Annotated in this window: 20 protein-coding genes; 4 read left to right on the top strand and 16 right to left on the bottom strand. The window is 39.3% G+C overall.

What is annotated here, in order from left to right; genetic code table 11:
• Positions 1 to 84: 84 nt before the first annotated feature.
• From H4J38_RS00185 to H4J38_RS00170, 4 genes are all read right to left on the bottom strand, one after another.
• Positions 85 to 276, bottom strand: coding sequence for a hypothetical protein (locus H4J38_RS00185; protein ID WP_259365347.1), 192 nt, complete (start codon positions 274 to 276; stop codon positions 85 to 87).
• Between the two features lie 97 nt (positions 277 to 373).
• Positions 374 to 616, bottom strand: coding sequence for a hypothetical protein (locus tag H4J38_RS00180; RefSeq protein WP_182128344.1), 243 nt, complete (start codon positions 614 to 616; stop codon positions 374 to 376).
• Positions 617 to 700: 84 nt separating this feature from the next.
• Entirely contained in the window at positions 701 to 1678 is a 978-nt protein-coding gene (locus tag H4J38_RS00175) for a methylenetetrahydrofolate reductase (RefSeq protein ID WP_182128342.1), read from the bottom strand.
• Between the two features lie 148 nt (positions 1679 to 1826).
• Positions 1827 to 2780, bottom strand: coding sequence for a tRNA-dihydrouridine synthase (locus H4J38_RS00170; RefSeq protein WP_182128340.1), 954 nt, complete (start codon positions 2778 to 2780; stop codon positions 1827 to 1829).
• Positions 2781 to 2932: 152 nt separating this feature from the next.
• Between H4J38_RS00170 and H4J38_RS00165 the strand changes: the two genes are divergently transcribed.
• The 3 genes from H4J38_RS00165 (at position 2933) to H4J38_RS00155 (ending at position 4488) form a co-directional block, all read left to right on the top strand.
• Entirely contained in the window at positions 2933 to 3322 is a 390-nt protein-coding gene (locus H4J38_RS00165) for a hypothetical protein (RefSeq protein ID WP_182128338.1), read from the top strand.
• A 114-nt stretch (positions 3323 to 3436) separates the two neighbouring features.
• Positions 3437 to 4102: an SDR family oxidoreductase gene (locus H4J38_RS00160; protein ID WP_182128336.1), complete on the top strand. Its 666-nt coding sequence runs from the start codon at positions 3437 to 3439 to the stop codon at positions 4100 to 4102.
• Complete coding sequence (locus H4J38_RS00155) at positions 4096 to 4488, top strand: MGMT family protein (protein WP_220465383.1); 393 nt, start codon at positions 4096 to 4098, stop codon at positions 4486 to 4488. Before H4J38_RS00160 ends, H4J38_RS00155 begins: the two co-directional genes overlap by 7 nt.
• A gap of 63 nt (positions 4489 to 4551) precedes the next feature.
• Here the strand turns inward: H4J38_RS00155 and H4J38_RS00150 are convergent, their stop codons facing one another.
• The 9 genes from H4J38_RS00150 to H4J38_RS00110 all read right to left on the bottom strand — a co-directional run bounded on the left by H4J38_RS00150 (position 4552) and on the right by H4J38_RS00110 (position 13730).
• Positions 4552 to 5490, bottom strand: coding sequence for a tryptophan 2,3-dioxygenase (locus tag H4J38_RS00150; RefSeq protein ID WP_182128334.1), 939 nt, complete (start codon positions 5488 to 5490; stop codon positions 4552 to 4554).
• Positions 5490 to 6890 (bottom strand): NAD(P)/FAD-dependent oxidoreductase, encoded by a 1401-nt coding sequence (locus H4J38_RS00145; protein ID WP_182128332.1) that lies wholly within the window; start codon positions 6888 to 6890, stop codon positions 5490 to 5492. The genes H4J38_RS00150 and H4J38_RS00145 overlap by 1 nt, the downstream gene beginning before the upstream one ends.
• Entirely contained in the window at positions 6890 to 8206 is a 1317-nt protein-coding gene (gene kynU / locus H4J38_RS00140; RefSeq protein ID WP_182128330.1) for a kynureninase, read from the bottom strand. The genes H4J38_RS00145 and kynU overlap by 1 nt, the downstream gene beginning before the upstream one ends.
• A gap of 92 nt (positions 8207 to 8298) precedes the next feature.
• Complete coding sequence (locus tag H4J38_RS00135) at positions 8299 to 9144, bottom strand: cyclase family protein (RefSeq protein WP_182128328.1); 846 nt, start codon at positions 9142 to 9144, stop codon at positions 8299 to 8301.
• A gap of 61 nt (positions 9145 to 9205) precedes the next feature.
• Positions 9206 to 10216: an amidohydrolase family protein gene (locus H4J38_RS00130; RefSeq protein ID WP_182128326.1), complete on the bottom strand. Its 1011-nt coding sequence runs from the start codon at positions 10214 to 10216 to the stop codon at positions 9206 to 9208.
• A gap of 9 nt (positions 10217 to 10225) precedes the next feature.
• Positions 10226 to 10810, bottom strand: coding sequence for a cupin domain-containing protein (locus tag H4J38_RS00125; RefSeq protein WP_182128324.1), 585 nt, complete (start codon positions 10808 to 10810; stop codon positions 10226 to 10228).
• Between the two features lie 3 nt (positions 10811 to 10813).
• Positions 10814 to 11254: a RidA family protein gene (locus tag H4J38_RS00120; RefSeq protein ID WP_182128322.1), complete on the bottom strand. Its 441-nt coding sequence runs from the start codon at positions 11252 to 11254 to the stop codon at positions 10814 to 10816.
• A 234-nt stretch (positions 11255 to 11488) separates the two neighbouring features.
• Positions 11489 to 12931 carry an aldehyde dehydrogenase gene (locus H4J38_RS00115; RefSeq protein ID WP_182128320.1) on the bottom strand — a complete coding sequence of 481 codons (1443 nt, stop codon included), beginning with the start codon at positions 12929 to 12931 and terminating at the stop codon, positions 11489 to 11491.
• 10 nt (positions 12932 to 12941) lie between these two features.
• Positions 12942 to 13730: an SDR family oxidoreductase gene (locus tag H4J38_RS00110; RefSeq protein WP_182128318.1), complete on the bottom strand. Its 789-nt coding sequence runs from the start codon at positions 13728 to 13730 to the stop codon at positions 12942 to 12944.
• 555 nt (positions 13731 to 14285) lie between these two features.
• Here H4J38_RS00110 and H4J38_RS00105 point away from each other — a divergent pair.
• Positions 14286 to 15623 (top strand): amidohydrolase, encoded by a 1338-nt coding sequence (locus H4J38_RS00105; protein ID WP_182128316.1) that lies wholly within the window; start codon positions 14286 to 14288, stop codon positions 15621 to 15623.
• A 126-nt stretch (positions 15624 to 15749) separates the two neighbouring features.
• Here H4J38_RS00105 and H4J38_RS00100 read toward each other — a convergent pair whose 3' ends face one another.
• From H4J38_RS00100 to tpx, 3 genes are all read right to left on the bottom strand, one after another.
• Positions 15750 to 16526: an ABC transporter substrate-binding protein gene (locus H4J38_RS00100; protein ID WP_182128313.1), complete on the bottom strand. Its 777-nt coding sequence runs from the start codon at positions 16524 to 16526 to the stop codon at positions 15750 to 15752.
• Between the two features lie 243 nt (positions 16527 to 16769).
• The gene (locus H4J38_RS00095) at positions 16770 to 17237 is read right to left on the bottom strand and encodes an Hsp20 family protein (RefSeq protein ID WP_182128311.1); all 468 of its coding nucleotides are present in this window, start codon (positions 17235 to 17237) and stop codon (positions 16770 to 16772) included.
• A 343-nt stretch (positions 17238 to 17580) separates the two neighbouring features.
• On the bottom strand, positions 17581 to 18225 hold the full coding sequence (gene tpx / locus H4J38_RS00090) for a thiol peroxidase (protein ID WP_182128309.1): 645 nt from the start codon (positions 18223 to 18225) through the stop codon (positions 17581 to 17583).
• Positions 18226 to 18322: the final 97 nt, after the last annotated feature.

The raw sequence follows: 18322 nt of genomic DNA, 5'->3' as shown, positions 1-18322 counted from the left end.
TGATGTTGGGTCGCCACGAATTTAATCACGTGAAAAATAATTTTATTGCTAGTTATTTATCTAATTTTTGGCAGGCAGTAGTACTTAACTTACTTCATCGACAAGGAACTGCTGATAACCGCTAACCGCGAAATATCGAATTGATTTTTTTAGCGTATTTCTTTTCGCAATAAGATGCTCAAACCGGTATATTTTTATAATCTGCTTTTCACCATTAACATCACTTTTAACGTCATGAAGTGGGTTATTTCGCAAATTATCAAATTCAGATCTCATGATCAATTTCATATTAACTTCATCATAATACTTAAATTAATATATATTTTACACGCCAGTGTTATCGCTAAGCGCATGATTAAAATTATATTTTTAGCTATAATTTATGAATTTCTTTTTGTATATCATAGCCTTCATCAGTAACAATTTTTTCTAATACTTGCATACGTTCTTCAAGTGTTTGAACTTGTTTCATCATTGCTATGGCTTGTTCATTACTTTGGCTATTGTGGTTTAAAGTTTTTTCTTTGAATTCTAAGTGCTTTTTGTACATGTCGAACATGACACCAAATCCAACTGAAATAAATACAATTGCCACAACCATTGCTGTACCTGACATTTTTAACTTCCTCTAGCGGATAATCGAAATAAACAATATTAAACTTAGCATAGCATAGCGTGTAGCTTTGATAAAAATGCTTAATTAATTAGTAAAAAGCCTACTCAGCTCTTGTTTAGCTAGATAATTATCCATGGTTGAGCGCAACAATTTATAGAGTAATATTGAACCGTCAATTTCTTCTTTGCGGTTGGTCAAACTTTCAATATTGAGCCCGAGTGGCAAGTTGTAGGGTAATACGGCATCAAGAATTTGCAATAAGGTGTTACTACAAATTCTAATTGATTCATATAACGGTCTCTCAGCATTCAAAATGCGTAAACTTGTAGCTTCAGGAACACTCACACCAAGCCATTCAATAAATTCTAGCGTTTTTTTACTACCACAAGGAGAGAAAGTTAAAATGATGCGTTGTGGTTTAATACCTTGTTGCTGACATTCAATTGCATAGCGCGTCAACATATCAATGGTCGCTTGAGCGTTGTAAATAGCTTGAGATATAAAAAAATTACAGCCTTGTTGGTGCTTTTCAATTAACTTAGCATGCTCATTACCTTTATTTGCATGGCGCTCAGCAATGGTAATACCGCCAATAAAAAAATCGTTTTCGCTGGTTACTAAAGTGTTATATGCATCACTCAAAGGCAGACTAATATTATTTTTCTGCGAAGGGCTACCCACGAGCACAATGTCGCGAATACCATACTCATGCCAAGCTTCATTAGCCCATTGATTAAAATCATCACTGTTTGATTGCACGACACTTTTGTAGGTGATAACAGGCCGATTTGACTTTTTCTGTAAAAGTGACGAATAAAGTCGGGGATCATGAGTTGATTTAAAAGGAAAAGGTCGTGGTTTTGAGGTTCGTGAATCCTCATTTTGAATGTCATAAACAATTAAACCGTCAAAGTCGATGTCGCTAACACGTTCAAGAAGTTTATCGGCAATTATCGATACTTGCTCGATTGGGGTATCACTTTTAGGTGGTGTTGTGCCAATAAAGTATACGCCGCGATTTACGTCGTTATATCGTGCTCTTAACTCTGAACCGTTCTTCACTATTGTTACTTCTCATTTAAGGTAAATTAACTGGCTTTAATAATAATTATCTTACCTTGTTGCATAAAGAAAAGCTGCGTTAGTCTAATATTAATTTTCTCAAAATTATTACAAGTCTTTATAAGGATGTTAGGTTCTTTTTATACTCTTAGGCTAATGCTGCGATATCTATTTGATGAAGAATTTCATCTTTATTTTTTAACAGTTTTATAGCATTAAATAGGCTGTCGGCTTGAGGGTATTGTAACTTCAAATAACGCAACCATTGTTTTAAACGGCTTGAAAAATAAAAGCTTTTATCGCCTTGCAATTCTAATTCACTGTAACGTTTTAATAAAGTGCTTAGCTCAGACCAGGGCATAGGGTCTTCATCAAACTTAATCACATTGGCTAAGTTGGGCAAAGCTAATGCGCCACGCCCGAGCATTAAGTTAGGTGTTTGGCTTTGGTTTATACAGTTTATAGCATCATTTTTATTCCAAATTTCACCATTAGCAAATATTTCAATATCATATTTTTTTCTAACTTCGGCAATAAAATGCCAATAGGCAGGGGGGCGGTAGCCATCTTGTTTAGTGCGGGCGTGAATGGTGAGTTGATTTACGTTGGCTGATTCTATGGCACTGACAATTTCATCTAACTTCGATGCATCGGTGAAACCAAGCCTTATTTTTGCAGACAATGTGGCGTCAATACCAATAGCAGTTCTCATTTTAGCCATTATTTGATAAATTTTCTCAGGCTCGTTCAGTAATACAGCACCGCCTTTACTTTTGTTAACCGCTTTTGCTGGGCAGCCAAAATTAACATCAATACCATGCGACCCCATGGCCAATGCTCTGACCGCATTTTCAGCCATCCAATCGGGTTCTTGGCCAAGTAGTTGCATTCTTAAAAGTGTACCGCTTTGAGTAATACAGCCTAGGTCTAATTCAGGGCAAATTTTTCTAAAAACATGTTTAGGTACTAACGAATCGACAACGCGAACAAATTCCGTTACACAAAAATCATAGCTATTTAGTGATGTGAGCATCTGACGCATTAACTCATCAGCAACACCTTCCATAGGCGCCAGAATTATTTTTTTAACTTGTGGTTTCATGTAGATAAAGCTAGTCTCAATTGTGTTGTAGATAACAAAGTTTATTTAAAAAAATTTACAGCGCTTGAAATTTATTTACACCCTTTATGGTCTTTGTAAATAGCTATACATATAGATGTAGTGTCAAATTGATAAATTAAAAGGAAAATAGCATGAAATTAATCAAAAAATCTTCAATGGCGGCTTTATTAGGCTTATTTGCATTAACTGTTGCGGCAACAATGCCAGTAAAAGCAGAAACTAACCCATTTGCTGTGCAAAACGTAATGACTATTGTATCTGCTGACGGTCACGAAAATGGTAAATGCGGCGAAGGAAAAATGAAAGACAAAGCCAAAGGTAAGTGTGGCGAAGGCAAATGCGGCGAAGGCAAAATGAAAGACAAAGCCGAAGGTAAATGTGGAGAAGGTAAATGCGGCGAAGGTAAAATGAAAGACAAAGCCAAAGGCAAATGTGGCGAAAGTAAAATGAAGCACAAAGCTAAAGGCAAATGTGGTGAAGGCAAAGCTGAAAAAGTTAAAGAAGGTAAGTGTGGCGAATAAGCCTAACACTTAGTAAATAGCTTCATAGCATATTAAAAACCACTTCACTTGAAGTGGTTTTTTAGTTTTAATAATTAAAGCAAAATTAAACCAATTGAAAATAGGGATAGAACCATGAGCAAAAATGTTGTTATTACTGGCGCTAATCGTGGCATAGGTCTAGCCATGTGTATGCACTTTAAAGCTCAAGGAAATAATGTTTTTGCCCTGTGCCGGCAGTCGTCTTCCGAACTAGAAGCTCTAGCGGTTAATATTATTGAAGATATTGATGTCGCAAGTGATCTTGGTATAGCTAGTATGGTGTCAGCATTAAGCTCTGTTGACATTGATGTTCTGATTTGTAACGCAGGTATTTTACGTGATGAGAGTCTAACCAAACTTAACCTAAATACTATACGCGAACAATTTGAAGTGAATGCCTTGGCTCCGCTGAGAGTTGTTGCTAGTTTGCAAGGACAATTGAACAAAGGAGCAAAAGTAGCGCTTATTACCTCCAGAATGGGCTCTATAACTGATAATGGTTCAGGAGGACGTTATGGCTACAGAATGTCAAAGGCAGCGTTAAATGCGGCCGCTATGTCGTTGAGTCATGATCTTGCCAGTAATAATATTGCGGTTGGCATTTATCATCCTGGTTATGTGCAAACCGATATGGTTAATTATGGTGGTGATATAAGCGCCAGTGACTCAGCTAAAAAGTTGGTGGGATTAATCAATAAACTCACCATGGCAGAAAGTGGAGTCTTTAAACATTCTAACGGCAGTGTTTTACCTTGGTAATAAAAGCCAAAGCTGTATCAAATTCAGCAAAGTCTTTAAATGCTAATCATATAAAAATATGGCAAGCCGTTCAGGCGATCCCTTTGGGGAAAGTGGCTTGCTATGGTCAAATTGCTGATTTAGCCGGTTTGCCAGGGCGTGCGCGCTTAGTTGGAAAAGCTTTAGGTGCAGTGCCTAAAAACGGTTGGCGTGGACAAGAAGTGCCCTGGTTTCGGGTGGTTAATTCCCAAGGGAAAATTTCATTTGCCCCCGGCAGTGACCATTTTGATCGACAACGGGATTTACTTCAAGACGAGCAAGTAGTAGTTATTGGTGCGCGTATAAAATTACAAATCTTTCAATGGCAGCCTGATTTAGCTGAATTGTTATTTGTTTTGGAAGGTTAAGTTTTTATTACGGAAAAAGCGCCAAACTAAACCCAATGGCAGTTCGGCGATCGTTTCATGATTTTATAAATGTGTTCTTACTTCAAACAACTCAGGGAAAAAGCTTACATCAAGTGCCTTTTTCAAAAAACCAACGCCTGATGACCCCCCCGTGCCTTTTTTATAGCCAATTATACGCTGCACAGTATACATATGTTTGAAACGCCATTGTTGAAAGGCATCTTCAATATCGACCAATTTTTCTGCTAATTCATAAAGTTCAAAGTAGGTTTCTGGTTGTTGATAAACATTAAGCCATGCCGCTAATACGCTGTCGTTACGTTGGTAGGGTTGAGTAATATCTCGTTGACTCATGGTATTATCAATATCAAATCCGGCTTTTGCTAAAGCAATAATCACTTCATCATACAGGCTATTTTGGTTGAGCAGTTTTTCTAGCTCTTGATATGCCGTGCTGCCCTCTTGATGAATTTTCAGCATATCGGCGCTTTTATTACCCAGTAAAAATTCTAATTTACGGTATCCACAAGATTGAATACCCGATGAGCGACCTAAGTCATCACGAAACTTTAAATAATCGCTTGGTGTTAAGGTAGATAAAATATTCCAAGATTGTGTCAGTTGCAGAAATATTTGCTTTACCCTGGCAATAACTTTAAATGCGGGGCCAAAGTTTTCAGCTTTTATATAGTCAATCGCACTTTGCAGTTCATGACCAGCAAGCTTTAACCATAACTCGCTGGTTTGATGAATAATGATAAATAGCATTTCGTCATGTTCACCGCTTAATGGTTTTTGCGCTGAAAGCACGCTTTCTAGTTGTAAGTAATCACCGTATGACATTTCCTTATCAAGGCCTTGATGAATACCGTCTTCTAGCGGACGAGCATTGTCGCTAGCTTGGTGATGAAAGGGACAACCGCCTGACTTGCTATCGCTGGTGGATTTTTTCTTGGTGTCAGTATGCTTTGAGTTTGTTGTGTTTGAGCTAGCTTTAGTCATTACGTTGCCCCTCCCAAGTTTGTCTTATTTGTTAAATTTTTATCGGAGCCAAATGCCGCTTGCGCTAATTGCTGCAATTTTTCATAAACAAAGGTTTCTTGCCAGCAGTTTTTAATATCGGGAATTTGCATGATATTCTGCATAATTTCTTGCTGAATATCGCCAATAGCTAAGGCCTGAGAATAAGGTAATAAAGGCGAAAAGGTCACCATAGAGTATAGTGGCGTCCAAAGTGTTGGATGTCGCTGGTGAAACTCTGCTTCAATTTTCTTTTGTAATAAAAAACTTGGCTTGCCAGAGAGTTCACTCATTTCAACAAAGTTACGTTGGGCTAATTCAGTTATGGCATCAGCATTGATCTTTCTCGCTGTTTGATAGGCTGGAAATATTTTTGACCAGTCTTGCTGATGTATCGTAATTAATTCATCTAAAACGCGACAATCTTCAAAGCCGCAGTTCATGCCTTGACCATAAAAAGGCACCATTGCATGCGCCGCATCACCAATTAAGGCTACTTTCTCGTTAATCACCCAAGGGTCAACTTTAAGGAGAAATAATGGATTGGCGGTTTTATTAAGAAACTCATCTACTGGGTTTTCCAGTAAAGTCATGGCATCTGCAAAGTTTTCTTCAAAAAATTGAGTTACGTCAGCACGTGTCGTTAATGACGAAAAGGAAACCTCACCTTGATAGTCTAAAAATAAAGTACAAGTGAAGGAGCCGTCAGGGTTCGGTAAAGCAATGAGCATAAATGTTTTACGTGGCCAAATATGTAAGGCATCTTGGGCCATTTTAAATGAGCCGTCTTTGTTGGCTGGAATGTGCAATTCAATATAACTTTGCGGCATATATGACTGGCTATAGCTAAAGCGTGGTGTTTCCTGTGCTAATCGTCGCACCTTTGAGTACGCGCCATCTGCGCCAAATAAAATATCTGCCGATACTTTTTTTATCTTATGTTCATGGCTAAAACTGGCGCTGGCATTGCTAAAGTCTACGTCAATTAAGCGTTGTTCAAATTTAATATCAATTAAAGGTTCTTGTTCCGCCAATTCGAGTAGTTGTTCATTAATACCTGAGCGCGAAACTGACCAAATAGCTTGTCCCTCTTTACCATAAGCTTGTTCGGTTATCGTGCCGTCAATAGCGTGCATTACGCGCTTTTGCATGGCAATAGCATGCTGTTTAACTTCTGCTTCGATTCCAACCGATTTTAACGCTAGCCATCCCCTATCCGAAAGAGCAATGTTGATCGACTTTCCTTGATAAATATTATGGCTGCGAGAGTCAGGTCGCGACTCAAGCAGTTTAACGGGGTGACCTTGACGAGCTAACATCACAGCAAGCAATGTACCAACGGGGCCAGCACCGGCAATGGTTATTTTTTCGCTTGTTGACATTAAATACACTCCTTTAATATTCTGACAAAGTGATAAACATCTTGAAAGCTATTGTATAAAGGCACGGGCGCTACACGAATAACATTAGGTTCACGCCAATCGGTAGTTACACCCTTATTCTCTAAGGCAGTAAACATAGCTTTACCATCAAGGCCTGCAACATTAATCATTAGCGATAACTGACAACCGCGTTCTGTTGGGTCTTGTGGCGTAATAATACGAATTTTTTCGCCCAGCTCTATGTTTATCAAAGTGATCATATAGTGGGTCAATAATAAAGACTTCTTTCGCAGGGCAGGCATACCACCGGCAAGTTTGATGGTATCGAAAGAACCACGCACAGCAGCAAGCGACAGTACCGGCGGGTTTGATAATTGCCAGCCCTCGGCAGTAGGAATAGCTTTAAAAGTATTTTCCATTTTAAAGCGGCTAGATTTGTCATGCCCCCACCAACCGGCAAGGCGGTTAAGTTCGGTATTCTCCACGTGCCTTTGATGCACAAAACAACCGGCAACTGAGCCGGCGCCGCTGTTAAGATATTTATAACTACACCAACAAGCAAAGTCGACTTGCCACTGGTGTAAAGATAATTCAATGTTACCAGCAGCATGTGCAAGGTCGAAGCCGACTTTAATGCCTCTGGCATGGGCGACTTCGGTTATGCGCTGCATGTCTAATACTTGGCCGGTATAATATTGTACGCCAGGTAATAAAATTAACGCTATTTCATCCCCATGTTGTTCGATTATTTGCCAAAGGTCTTGATAATTTAATAAATCTTCACCTGCTCTTGGCGTCCATAAAAGTAAGTTGTCATCGACATTTTTACCATGATGCTTAAGCTGTGACTCAACCGCATAATGATCAGATGGAAAGGCATGATCTTCGATTAAGATCTTCGAACGCTGCTCGGTAGGTTGATAAAAGCTCGCCATCATAAAATGTAAATTGGCAGTAAGTGAGTTCATCATCACCACTTCTTTTGGCAATGCACCGACAATTTCTGCTACTTGTTCGGTTAAGAATTCATGATAGGGCAGCCAAGGAAATTCACCTTCGAAATGGCCTTTAACGCCCCGTGCTTGCCACGAATCAAGTAACTCTATAACAGCGGCGCGAGCTAATTTAGGCTGAAGCCCGAGTGAATTGCCTGTGAAGTAATATTCGTCAGTACCGTCAGCCTGTTTAGGAATGGAGAATTGCTCACGCATTGCCGCGAGGGGATCGTTACGATCTAAGTTTTGTGCGTAAGCTAAAGAATTTATATCAGCTTCAGTCGTTGATTCGTTATTACTCTCATTGCTATTGTTGCTCATGATGTACTCGTTTTTAATTATTATTGAACAGCTCTATTTTATAAACTCTGTTGTGCTCATTTTTTTTGCTATTTCAGTTATGTTAGCTCTGCTTAGCAACCTATTAGCTCTGCTTGATATAACATTGGACGACTTGGCGCCGCATCGTTAATAAAAGCTGGCGTTTGCAAATTCAGAAAATAGAAACCATCGGATATTGCGTTGTCGATATAAGCCATTTCAGTAATGGTTTTATTGATTAAACTATTTGGACTCGGCTGATGCGCACCCTCCATAACTTGCCAAAATAAATGGTGACAAGTCAGTAGACCATCATCGTTGAGCCGGTCAAGTGATGGAAGATCCAGAATAAGGTGTTCAACACCACGCTCTTTCAGATAAAGCACAGCATCTCGGCTGAAAAAGGCCGGTTGGTTGTTTTCATTATAGTTTGCCTGACATTTATCATCGCTATTGGGCAGTGTTCTTACAGCTAAACACTGTAGTTGTTGATCATGATAGGGCGTGAGTAGCTGCTCGAGTTGCGCACGCGTAATCACCCGATCATTTACTTCAAAACTCGGCGTATAGTCGTCGTTAGTATCGCTTGCGTTTATCGGGGCAATTGAAATTAAAGGGCATGGCATTAAGGCTGGTAACTCTAGTGCTGAAATACTAAGCGCTAAGGCATTTTGTGCATCGCAAATATGGCGAATGGTTTCGGTATGGGTGCCATTACAATGAGGATTAAAGCTTAATTCGTTAACATTGCAACTACCGCCTTGTTCAGTATCACCCATAAAACCACTAACTTGCATAGGCTTTGCAATTGCGGGCGTTGCGCCAAAGTGATTGGGTTGATTGTCACTTTGTTGAAAATCTAAGGCGATAGCTAAAGAATGGCCAAAATCAGTATTAACATTATAGTGTTTGTCTCCCAGTGTTATGGCTACTTTCATTGTTCACTCCTAACAATGTTTAAGGTACTTGGCAAATGTGAGATTTGTGTATTCAGGAGTCTCATAAAAATTGTTCCTTAGTTAAACCTAGCCAATTAAGCGCACTGCCATGTAATAATTTAGCTTTAATGTCATCGGTAAAGTGACCCTCTTCAATCAACTTACCGGGGCTAAGTTCGCCTAAAGGAAAGGGGTAGTCTGTGCCTAGGGCAATATTGTCTGGGCCCATTAAATCAACAAGGTATTTTAAGGCTAATGGGTCATGCACTAATGAATCTAAATAAATTTGTTTTAGGAAATCCCGCGGATTTACTGGACAATCAACCGCACAAAGATCAGGGCGGACATTAAAGCCGTGTTCAATGCGGCCAATAGTCGCGGGAAACGAACCACCACCATGAGCAAAGGCAATTTTGAGTTTAGGTAAGCGTTGCAGTACACCACCGAAGATCATCGAACAAATGGCTAAGCTAGACTCTGCTGGCATTCCAACTAACCAAGGTAGCCAGTATTTAGGCATTTTTTCTTTTGCCATCATGTCCCAAGGATGAACAAATACCGCCGCACCTAAATCTTGTGCGGCTTCAAAAATAGGGAATAGCTGTTCATGATCTAAGTTCCAATCATTAATATGCGAGCCTATTTGAACGCCGGCTAAGCCGATGTCATTTACACAACGTTCTAACTCTTTTATCGCTAAGTCAGGGGCTTGCATTGGTAAAGTGCCTAGACCAATAAAACGTTTGGGATGATCGTTAACAATACCCGCGATATGATCATTTAAGTATTTCGATAAATCTAAAGTGTCACGAGGTTTTGCCCAGTAATTAAACATTACCGGAACCGTAGACAACACTTGTACATCAACCTTGTGCTGCTCGCAGTCTTTCAAACGAACTTTGGGATCCCAGCAGTTATGATCTATTTCGCGAAAAAACTTTTCGTCAACCATCATACGAGCACAGCCACATTTATGATGATCTAGGCTGACAAAACCACCATAGCCATACTTTTCGCGTAAGTTAGGCCATGTTTTTGGCAGAATATGGGTATGAATATCTATTTTTAACATCTCGCCTCCTTATGACTTTATAGCGGTATGACCGCACTTCTTACATTGGCAGTTTTGGCTATTATCATAAAAATTACTGAACACTTTGGGTAAATCGGTTTCTATATTATCCAAGGTAAACTGTTCATTGTATAAAGGGGCTTTACAACGTTCGCAAAACCAAAACAATGCGTCTTGCTGGCCTTGTGCTCTTTTTTGCTCAACCACTAGGCCAACGCTATGTTCAAAACGTTGTGGTGAATGTAATACCTTAGGCGGCAGTAAAAATATTTCACCCGCTTTAATTGAAATATCAGTAAATTCAAATGCCTTGTTTGGCGATTTTTCAATTTCTTCACTTAGCTGTGCATAGCTCTTCTGAATATTATCAGCATCTTCATTAATAACACGCAGTACCATTTCGCCCTCAAGCTGATAAAAAAGCTCAGGAGTTTCGTTATAATGAAAATCGCTACGATTATTTGGTCCACCAACCACCATGACAATATAGTCGTCTTGCTCGAATACTTGCTTGTTGCACACCGGAGGCTTGAGCTGCTCTCGGTGTTGTTCAATCCAATGTTGCAAGTTAAAAGGCATGGAAAATTTAGCCATAATTTATGCTCCTTTAGTGCTTGAAGGATTTGGTAGTGCTGCAATGCATTTTAATTCGATGGCAATTGGCGTGGGTAATTTGTTGATTTCGACCGTAGTTCGACACGGTAGGTTTTCTGAAAAATAGTCGGCGTAAATACGATTGTAGATAGCAAAATCATCCTTCATATTCGTGAGGAAAACGGTAACATCCACTAAGTCCATCCAATCAGCACCCGCTGAGGCTAATATTGTACTGACATTTTGGAAAACACTATGACATTGGGCTTCAATATCGTAACTGATAATTTCACCATGCTGATCGAGAACCACTCCGGGAATATCTGAGCTTCCAGCTTGGCGAGGCCCAACACCAGATAAAAATAATAAATTACCTACTTGGCGGGCATGCGGATATAAACCTACAGGTTTTGGTGCTTGTGCGGAATTGAATATTGTTGACATTGTTTGTCCATTTACTGATTTTATGAGTTACTTTTAACGGTTTAGGCTATTTTCTCTGACAATACAGAAAACTTATGGCCAAAAGAATTTTTGCTGATATATACCCGACTATTGTAAGAATAGCCGAGTTTAAAAATAGGGTAGGGTTGGGATCAGATCAAGGTCCATTTGCAGCCTAACACGCTAGCAAATATCGCTCCTGATGATTTAAACTTGCAACATGTTTGGCTCATATTAATACTTCACGCAGACATTTTTGCTTTCGGTAAAAAAGCGCATGGCATCATCGCCACCTTCTCGGCCAAGGCCAGAATGATTCATGCCTCCAAATGGTGTGCGTAAATCTCTTAGTAGCCAGCAGTTTATCCAAACAATGCCGGTATTTATATTTTCGGCTAGAAAATGCGCTCGGCCTAAATTATTAGTCCAAATAGTAGCCGCTAAACCATAATCACTATCATTTGCTAATGCTAAGGCTTCTTGGTCAGTGTCAAAAGGTTGAATGGTGATCACAGGACCAAAAATTTCTTCCTGATTACAACGAGCATTATTTGCTAAACCTTCAATAATCGTCGCTTGTAAAAAATAGCCCTCTTGGCAACGTCCGCTAAGCTTAATTTGCTCACCACCGATTAGAATTTTACCGCCTTGAGTTTTCGCATCATCAATATAGCTCAGTACTTTCTGTAAATGTGAACTAGAGACAATAGCGCCCATTTCACTTGCATCAAGCAGTGGGTCATTAGGCTGTAACGCTTGCGCTTTAGCAATTAAGGCTTGTTTAAATTTTTCGTAAATAGGGCGTTCAATATAAAGCCGAGATGCGCATAAACAAATTTGCCCTTGATTGGCAAAACTTGCGCGAAAGACTTGTTCGATAGTACTATCAAAATCACAGTCAGCAAAAATTAATGCTGGATTTTTACCACCCAGTTCGAGAGACAATTTTTTAAACTTGGGTGCTAAAAGTTTTGCGATAGCAGCGCCAGTAGTAGTGCCGCCAGTAAATGAAATAGCCTTTACTTCTTCATGTTGACAAATGGCCTGCCCGACATTTGCACCCGTGCCATGCAAAATATTTAACACACCGCGAGGTAAACCAACTTTTTGGCAAATTTCACCGAGCATAGCGGCGGTTTTTGGGGTTATTTCTGAAGGTTTGGCAATAACGCAATTACCCGCAGCTAATGCAGGCGCTATTTTCCAAGTAAATAAATAGAGCGGTAAATTCCACGGTGAAATACAGCCAACCACGCCGACCGGTTGTCGTAAGGTATAGTTAATTGCACTGCCAGCCATAGCGTGAGATTCACTAGCAAACTGCGAACAAGCGTGAGCGAAAAATTTAAAATTACTTGCAGCGCGAGGAATATCGACACTACGCGCTAAGCTAACGGGTTTACCGTTGTCAATTGCTTCAGCGAGAGCAAGCTCTTCTATACGTTGCTCAATTTCCTGTGCAATGGCGGTTAAATAGTCGGCACGTATTTCCAGAGGTAAGGCTCGCCACGCAGGCAAGGCTTTTTTCGCAGCCGCTACGGCTAATTCAACATCTTCATCACCACTATCAGGAATTTGTCCATAAACCTTACCCGTTGCTGGCTCTATATTATCTAAATATTGCTGTTGATGCGGCACTTGGTATTGGCCATCAATAAAGTTTGCAATAATATCCATTGATTACTCCCTATAGACAGCTAGTTCGACCGCCATCAACAGGTAAATTAATGCCAGTAATATAGCCCGCAGCAGGCGAAGCTAAGAATGCTGCCGCCGCGGCAAACTCTTCAGGCGCTGCGAAACGACGCATAGGTATTTGTGCTTTTTCGTTGGTAGTGGCCAGTTCAACAGAGATATTCTGTTTTTGTGCTTTACCGGCAATAATTGCGTCTAAGCGGGCTGTTGCAGTAGCACCCGGTAAAACATTGTTAACGGTGATACCAAAAGGGCCAAGTTCATTGGCTAATGTTTTAGACCAACTAGCAACAGCACCTCGAATAGTGTTTGAAACACCCAAGCCAGGAATAGGCTGTTTTACCGAGGTAGAAATAACATTGATGATACGGCCATATTGTTTTTCTTTCATGGCGGGTATTAGCGCTTGCACTAAGTGATGATTAGTGACGAGATGCAGGTTGAAGGCGTCAATAAAAGCGCTAGCATCAGTTGTACTTGCTGGTCCGGGGGCTGGGCCACCGGTATTATTAATCAGAATATCAAAACCGCCATTGGCAGCCACATCTGCGAGAATAACTTTATTTACTTGTTCGGGCTGGGAAAAGTCGGCAATAAGCACTTGATGTTTTTGCCCTTGCGAGCAACTTAGCTCATTTTTAACCGCTTCAAGCCTTTCTGGATTACGTGAAAATAGGGTGACGCTGGCACCTAAGTTGGCAAGTTCTATTGCGCAAGCTCGCCCAATGCCTTGGCTACTGCCACAAACTAAAGCTTTTTTTGATGCTAAGTTAATATCCATTACTGACCTTAATATTGTATTTTTTATTATAAAATGTATCGAGAAAACGTTAAAAATATAACGTGGAAATTTCAACTACCATTTTTTTATAAGCACTTTTTTAGCACAATAAAAAATTTAATGTCAGTAAAACTTTGACAAAAACTGTGCAGATTTTTTGCGCTTGTGTCAGGTTAAATTTCCGCGAGTTAATTAAACGATATTTGTTATTAAAAAAATCTTATTCTCTAGGTTCATAATTCAAGAAGTAAACAAATGCGTTGCGAAGTCGTATATTCATTAAGCGAAAAGGGCGTTAAACACACGACATGAGTGACCTGTGCACTATAAATAATAGCTTTAATTACAAATAATTATAAGGCGAAAATTAGGCTTGATTTGAAGCCGTAAGTCGTCGAATAAATACTAGTTGATGAAAACAACAAGACATTGATAATTAGCCTAGGTAAAGTAAGTGAATAGACTATCCGTTTCTCACAACGACGAATTGAACAAAAATTCAACGCTCGTTGTTATAAATAACTGACGATATTTGGACTACCTATGGAGCCGAAAATGAACCGTAAAGCACTATCTATCCTAATTGCAACTGTACTAACCGTCTCGTCGTTTACTACGAGTAATGTTTTAGCATTTGAACAAAATGCTGCTGACTCTATTGCTAAAGACTATAAGCAGCACTTAGCACCATTATGGGATCATTTTCACCGAAACCCTGAATTGTCATTAATGGAAACCAAAACCGCAAAACGTTTATCTCAAGAATTAAAAGCCGTTGGTTTTGAGGTTACTCAAGGTGTTGGTGGTACTGGAATCGTTGGTATCATGAAAAATGGTGCTGGCCCTATGGTGATGGTGCGAGCTGACATGGACGGCTTACCGGTTGTTGAGCAATCAGGCCTAGCTAATGCCTCAAAAGTTAAAATGAAGGATTGGAATGGCGATACCGTTGGCGTTATGCACGCTTGTGGTCACGATGTTCATATTACCAGCTTAGTGGGAACTGCCCGCTATATGGCCGAGAATAAAGATAAGTGGTCAGGCACTTTAATGCTGATAGGCCAACCCGCAGAAGAGAAAGGGCCAGGAGCTTCTGCGATGATGGCAGATAATTTATGGCAGCGTTTTGGTCAACCGGATTATGCTTTTGCTTTTCATGTTGATGCTGATTCCGAAGCCGGTAAGATTACTGTTGATGAAGGTTCGCCATATGCAGGAGCCGATACCGTAGATATAACAGTACACGGCATTGGTGCCCATGGTGCGTACCCACATCAGGGTAAAGATCCTATTATGATCGGTGCGCAAATAGTCAATAACCTGCAAACCATTATTAGCCGTGAGCTAGCACCACGCTATGCCGGTGTAATTACTGTTGGGGCGTTTCATGCAGGCACCAAGCACAATATTATTTCGGACCAGGCCAAGTTACAGTTAACAGTACGCAGCCTAACACCAGAAGTACGTGAGCAACTGCTAACGGCAATTAAGCGTATCGCTATTGGTACAGCGCGTACCGCAGGTATGCCAGAAGACAAGTTGCCTGAGGTTGTGGTTAATGAGTTCTCTTTTCCTCCAACCTTTAACGATCAAAAACTTGCGCAACGCTTAAAAGGTGTATTAAGAGAAAAAATGGGTAAGGATACTTTGTTAGCACCAGCAGAAACTGGAATGGGCGCAGAAGATTTTGGTTTTTTTACTACTGAACCTTATATTCCGAGCGTTTATTTTAATGTCGGTGGCACCCCAAAAGCTGATTTTGAACGCGCAGCTGCCGGTGGAGCACCCGTACCAAGTCATCATAGCCCACAATTTAAAATAACACCTGAACCGGCTATTAAAGCAGGTGTTGAGGCAACGGTTCACGCGCTACTTGATGTAATGTCGAAATAATATCAAGAGCATTGAACAAGCATTGCTCACCAGGGTTCTGCTTGTTCTTATTGTTTGAATAATCTAGTTTGATGTATATTACGATTAAATAATGGTTGCAGCAGGCAATAATATTTAGATTATTGCTTAGATTATATTACCCATTTTGTGATACCACTTCCTTTTTATTTTTTCAAAAACACCTTCTTTGTCTAATTTCTCCATTGCTTTGCTAAGCGATTGAATAATTGCTTTCTCTGTTTTCAAACTACAGGCAAAATAAAACTCAAATTTGAAATTCTCAAAGGTATGCACATTTTTATATTTAGATGATTCAATGGCATTATTTACTCGGTTAGTGAGCAAATCATCATTAATCACGACTAAGTCAATTTGACGATTAGGGACTTCTAGTAACTTGAGTAACGCCTCATTATTATCCATAACATAGATATTTTTGTTTTCAATAAAGCCTTTTGAAAGCAGGTAATGATGGGCAACATCATCTTTTATAACTGCAACTTTATAGTTTTTCGCCTGTTCTAAAGTGCTAATTTTAATAGGATTATCTTTTAAAGAGTAGAATGAAGTTGAGCTGGTTGCAATATGGCCAACCCATTGAAAAAGTGTATCTCGCTCAGGGATACGTACTATTGAGTATATACAGGTGTTTTTTTCTTTTAACGCACGATTATAGGATAGGGACCAAGGGTGAGCATCTATATTATAAGCAATGTTTGCTTCTTTTAATGTCGCTTCGATGATTTGAGTTGATAATCCGGTGATAGAGTCCTCTTTAACTATTTGAAACGGTGCTAGATGCTCGGTAACGATATTGATTTTTGCCGAAATAGCGCTGTAAGAGAAAAAGATCACAAATAGCATGAGCACTTTAGTTAGCTTATTTTTAATCGTGATACTCAAGATTACATCCCTTTTGTATTATTTTCTGTAATGATTGTATATCAAATTATATAAATATGGTTTATCTCAAAATGAAATAGCAACTTGCTGTTGGCTTGACTCGGGTTTCTTGCATACTTAAATTTGCTTTGAGGAGCTAATTTTTAGTTGCTAGCTATTTTTATGAGCATGTTATTTTTTAATAAAAAAAGCCCAGTCATAGACTGGGCAAAACAATAGGGAGAAACGGGTGTAAATAAGGGCTTAACTTTTATCAATTACCTTATTTTGTTGTAATAAGCTTTTTCCATTAATGGCAATTTTTCTCGGCTTTAACGCTTCAGGTATTTCTCGTTCTAAATCTATAGACAGTAAACCATGTTCTATAAACGCACCGATGACTTTGACATGTTCACCCAATTGGAACTTACGTTCAAAGTTTCGATCAGCAATGCCTTGATGCAAAAATCTACGCTCTTTATGATTGTCGTTACCGGCTTTTGTACCTGTAACAATTAGCGTGTCTTGTTTGGATTCAATGTCGAGTTCTTGTTCTGCAAACCCGGCTATTGCCATGGTTATACGGTATTGATCTTCTGCGAGTAACTCTACGTTATACGGAGGGTAAGAAGATTGTTTATCTGCTCTTGATGCTTTATCGATTAATCCGGCTAAGTGGTCGAATCCGATAAATGAGCGGTAAAGTGGGCTGAAATCTGTAGTTGTACGCATAATTCATATCCTATCTAAGTTTAGCAATATGTTGTCTCTGTAAATATCTTTCGGATGCTAAAACCAGCCAATGCTGCGAATTACTACACCTGAAATTTAATCTTTTCAGAGTTTAATTGTGCCTTTCAATATTGAACAGGCGGTTTGTGTAGACCCTATCGGCGACTACACTATTAGAGATGGGATTGATGAATTTTATTTCAAGAGGAATATTGAAAGTTTTTTGATGGATAATTGTATTCTATTGATTTATAGAGTTTTATTTTTCAATTCTAGGGGTTTTATAATAGTAAGAGCTAACGATTTACCATTGGCTCTTACTATTATAATCGTTTAATAAGCGTTAGCCTGATTGCTCACTAGTCGTCGTTGCAACCGGTTTAACGGTTTGGCTCATCGATTTTAATTTTGTTAACGCTGTTTCGTAATCTGGGTGTTGAGAAATATTAGCCACTAACTCTTTGTAAGCTATTTTTCCGTCGGCATCAATAATGAAAATGGCACGTGTTAATAGGCCCATATCTTTGATCAGTAGACCATAATTGTGGCCAAAATCGCGCCAAACTGCGTCAGATAAAACTTTTATGCTATCTACTTTTTCTGTTTCACAAAAACGTTTTTGAGCAAAAGGTAAATCATTACTAATAGTTAACATAACGACGTCTTCAGGTAAATTTGCTACTTCGTCATTAAAGCGTTTGGTTTGAATAGAGCACACACCAGTATCTAAGCTCGGTACCACTGAAATCAGCACTGATTTATGCTTAAATTCAGACAATGTTACAGGTGAAAATGACTCAGTTACCACTTTAAAATCAGGCGCTACATCGCCTAAATTTACTTGATTGCCAAGTAGGGTGACGTACTTATTACCCGCCATGACTAAATTGGTAGTTTCTGTTAGCGCCGATACCGAAGTTTCGGCTGTTGCTGAAAATATAAATACTGAGCTAAGTAGTACAATTGCTGGTAATTTTAAAATATTCATAATTTGGATATTTACATAGGGTAAAATAGAGTTCAAGCTTACCTTTGTGATAGAAAAAATGCGAATTAATCGTGTTTTATTTTTAAAATCGAACTAT

It is taken from the genome of Colwellia sp. BRX10-3 (genome assembly GCF_014077505.1).
In the GTDB taxonomy this organism is placed as follows: domain Bacteria; phylum Pseudomonadota; class Gammaproteobacteria; order Enterobacterales; family Alteromonadaceae; genus Cognaticolwellia.
The sequence above is the reverse complement of the archived record's forward strand: the minus strand, read 5'-3'. Positions and strand labels throughout refer to the sequence as shown.

Bases quoted from the DNA above. Each gene is read 5' to 3' on its own strand.
- H4J38_RS00145 (WP_182128332.1), bottom strand. From the start codon at position 6,890: ATGTCAACAAGCGAAAAAATAACCATTGCCGGTGCTGGCCCCGTTGGT.
- H4J38_RS00115 (WP_182128320.1), bottom strand. From the start codon at position 12,931: ATGGATATTATTGCAAACTTTATTGATGGCCAATACCAAGTGCCGCAT.
- H4J38_RS00135 (WP_182128328.1), bottom strand. From the start codon at position 9,144: ATGAAAGTAGCCATAACACTGGGAGACAAACACTATAATGTTAATACT.
- H4J38_RS00180 (WP_182128344.1), bottom strand. From the start codon at position 616: ATGTCAGGTACAGCAATGGTTGTGGCAATTGTATTTATTTCAGTTGGA.
- H4J38_RS00170 (WP_182128340.1), bottom strand. From the start codon at position 2,780: ATGAAACCACAAGTTAAAAAAATAATTCTGGCGCCTATGGAAGGTGTT.
- H4J38_RS00125 (WP_182128324.1), bottom strand. From the start codon at position 10,810: ATGGCTAAATTTTCCATGCCTTTTAACTTGCAACATTGGATTGAACAA.
- H4J38_RS00130 (WP_182128326.1), bottom strand. From the start codon at position 10,216: ATGTTAAAAATAGATATTCATACCCATATTCTGCCAAAAACATGGCCT.
- H4J38_RS00095 (WP_182128311.1), bottom strand. From the start codon at position 17,237: ATGCGTACAACTACAGATTTCAGCCCACTTTACCGCTCATTTATCGGA.
- kynU (WP_182128330.1), bottom strand. From the start codon at position 8,206: ATGAGCAACAATAGCAATGAGAGTAATAACGAATCAACGACTGAAGCT.
- H4J38_RS00120 (WP_182128322.1), bottom strand. From the start codon at position 11,254: ATGTCAACAATATTCAATTCCGCACAAGCACCAAAACCTGTAGGTTTA.
- H4J38_RS00160 (WP_182128336.1), top strand. From the start codon at position 3,437: ATGAGCAAAAATGTTGTTATTACTGGCGCTAATCGTGGCATAGGTCTA.
- tpx (WP_182128309.1), bottom strand. From the start codon at position 18,225: ATGAATATTTTAAAATTACCAGCAATTGTACTACTTAGCTCAGTATTT.
- H4J38_RS00150 (WP_182128334.1), bottom strand. From the start codon at position 5,490: ATGACTAAAGCTAGCTCAAACACAACAAACTCAAAGCATACTGACACC.
- H4J38_RS00185 (WP_259365347.1), bottom strand. From the start codon at position 276: ATGAGATCTGAATTTGATAATTTGCGAAATAACCCACTTCATGACGTT.
- H4J38_RS00110 (WP_182128318.1), bottom strand. From the start codon at position 13,730: ATGGATATTAACTTAGCATCAAAAAAAGCTTTAGTTTGTGGCAGTAGC.
- H4J38_RS00105 (WP_182128316.1), top strand. From the start codon at position 14,286: ATGAACCGTAAAGCACTATCTATCCTAATTGCAACTGTACTAACCGTC.
- H4J38_RS00165 (WP_182128338.1), top strand. From the start codon at position 2,933: ATGAAATTAATCAAAAAATCTTCAATGGCGGCTTTATTAGGCTTATTT.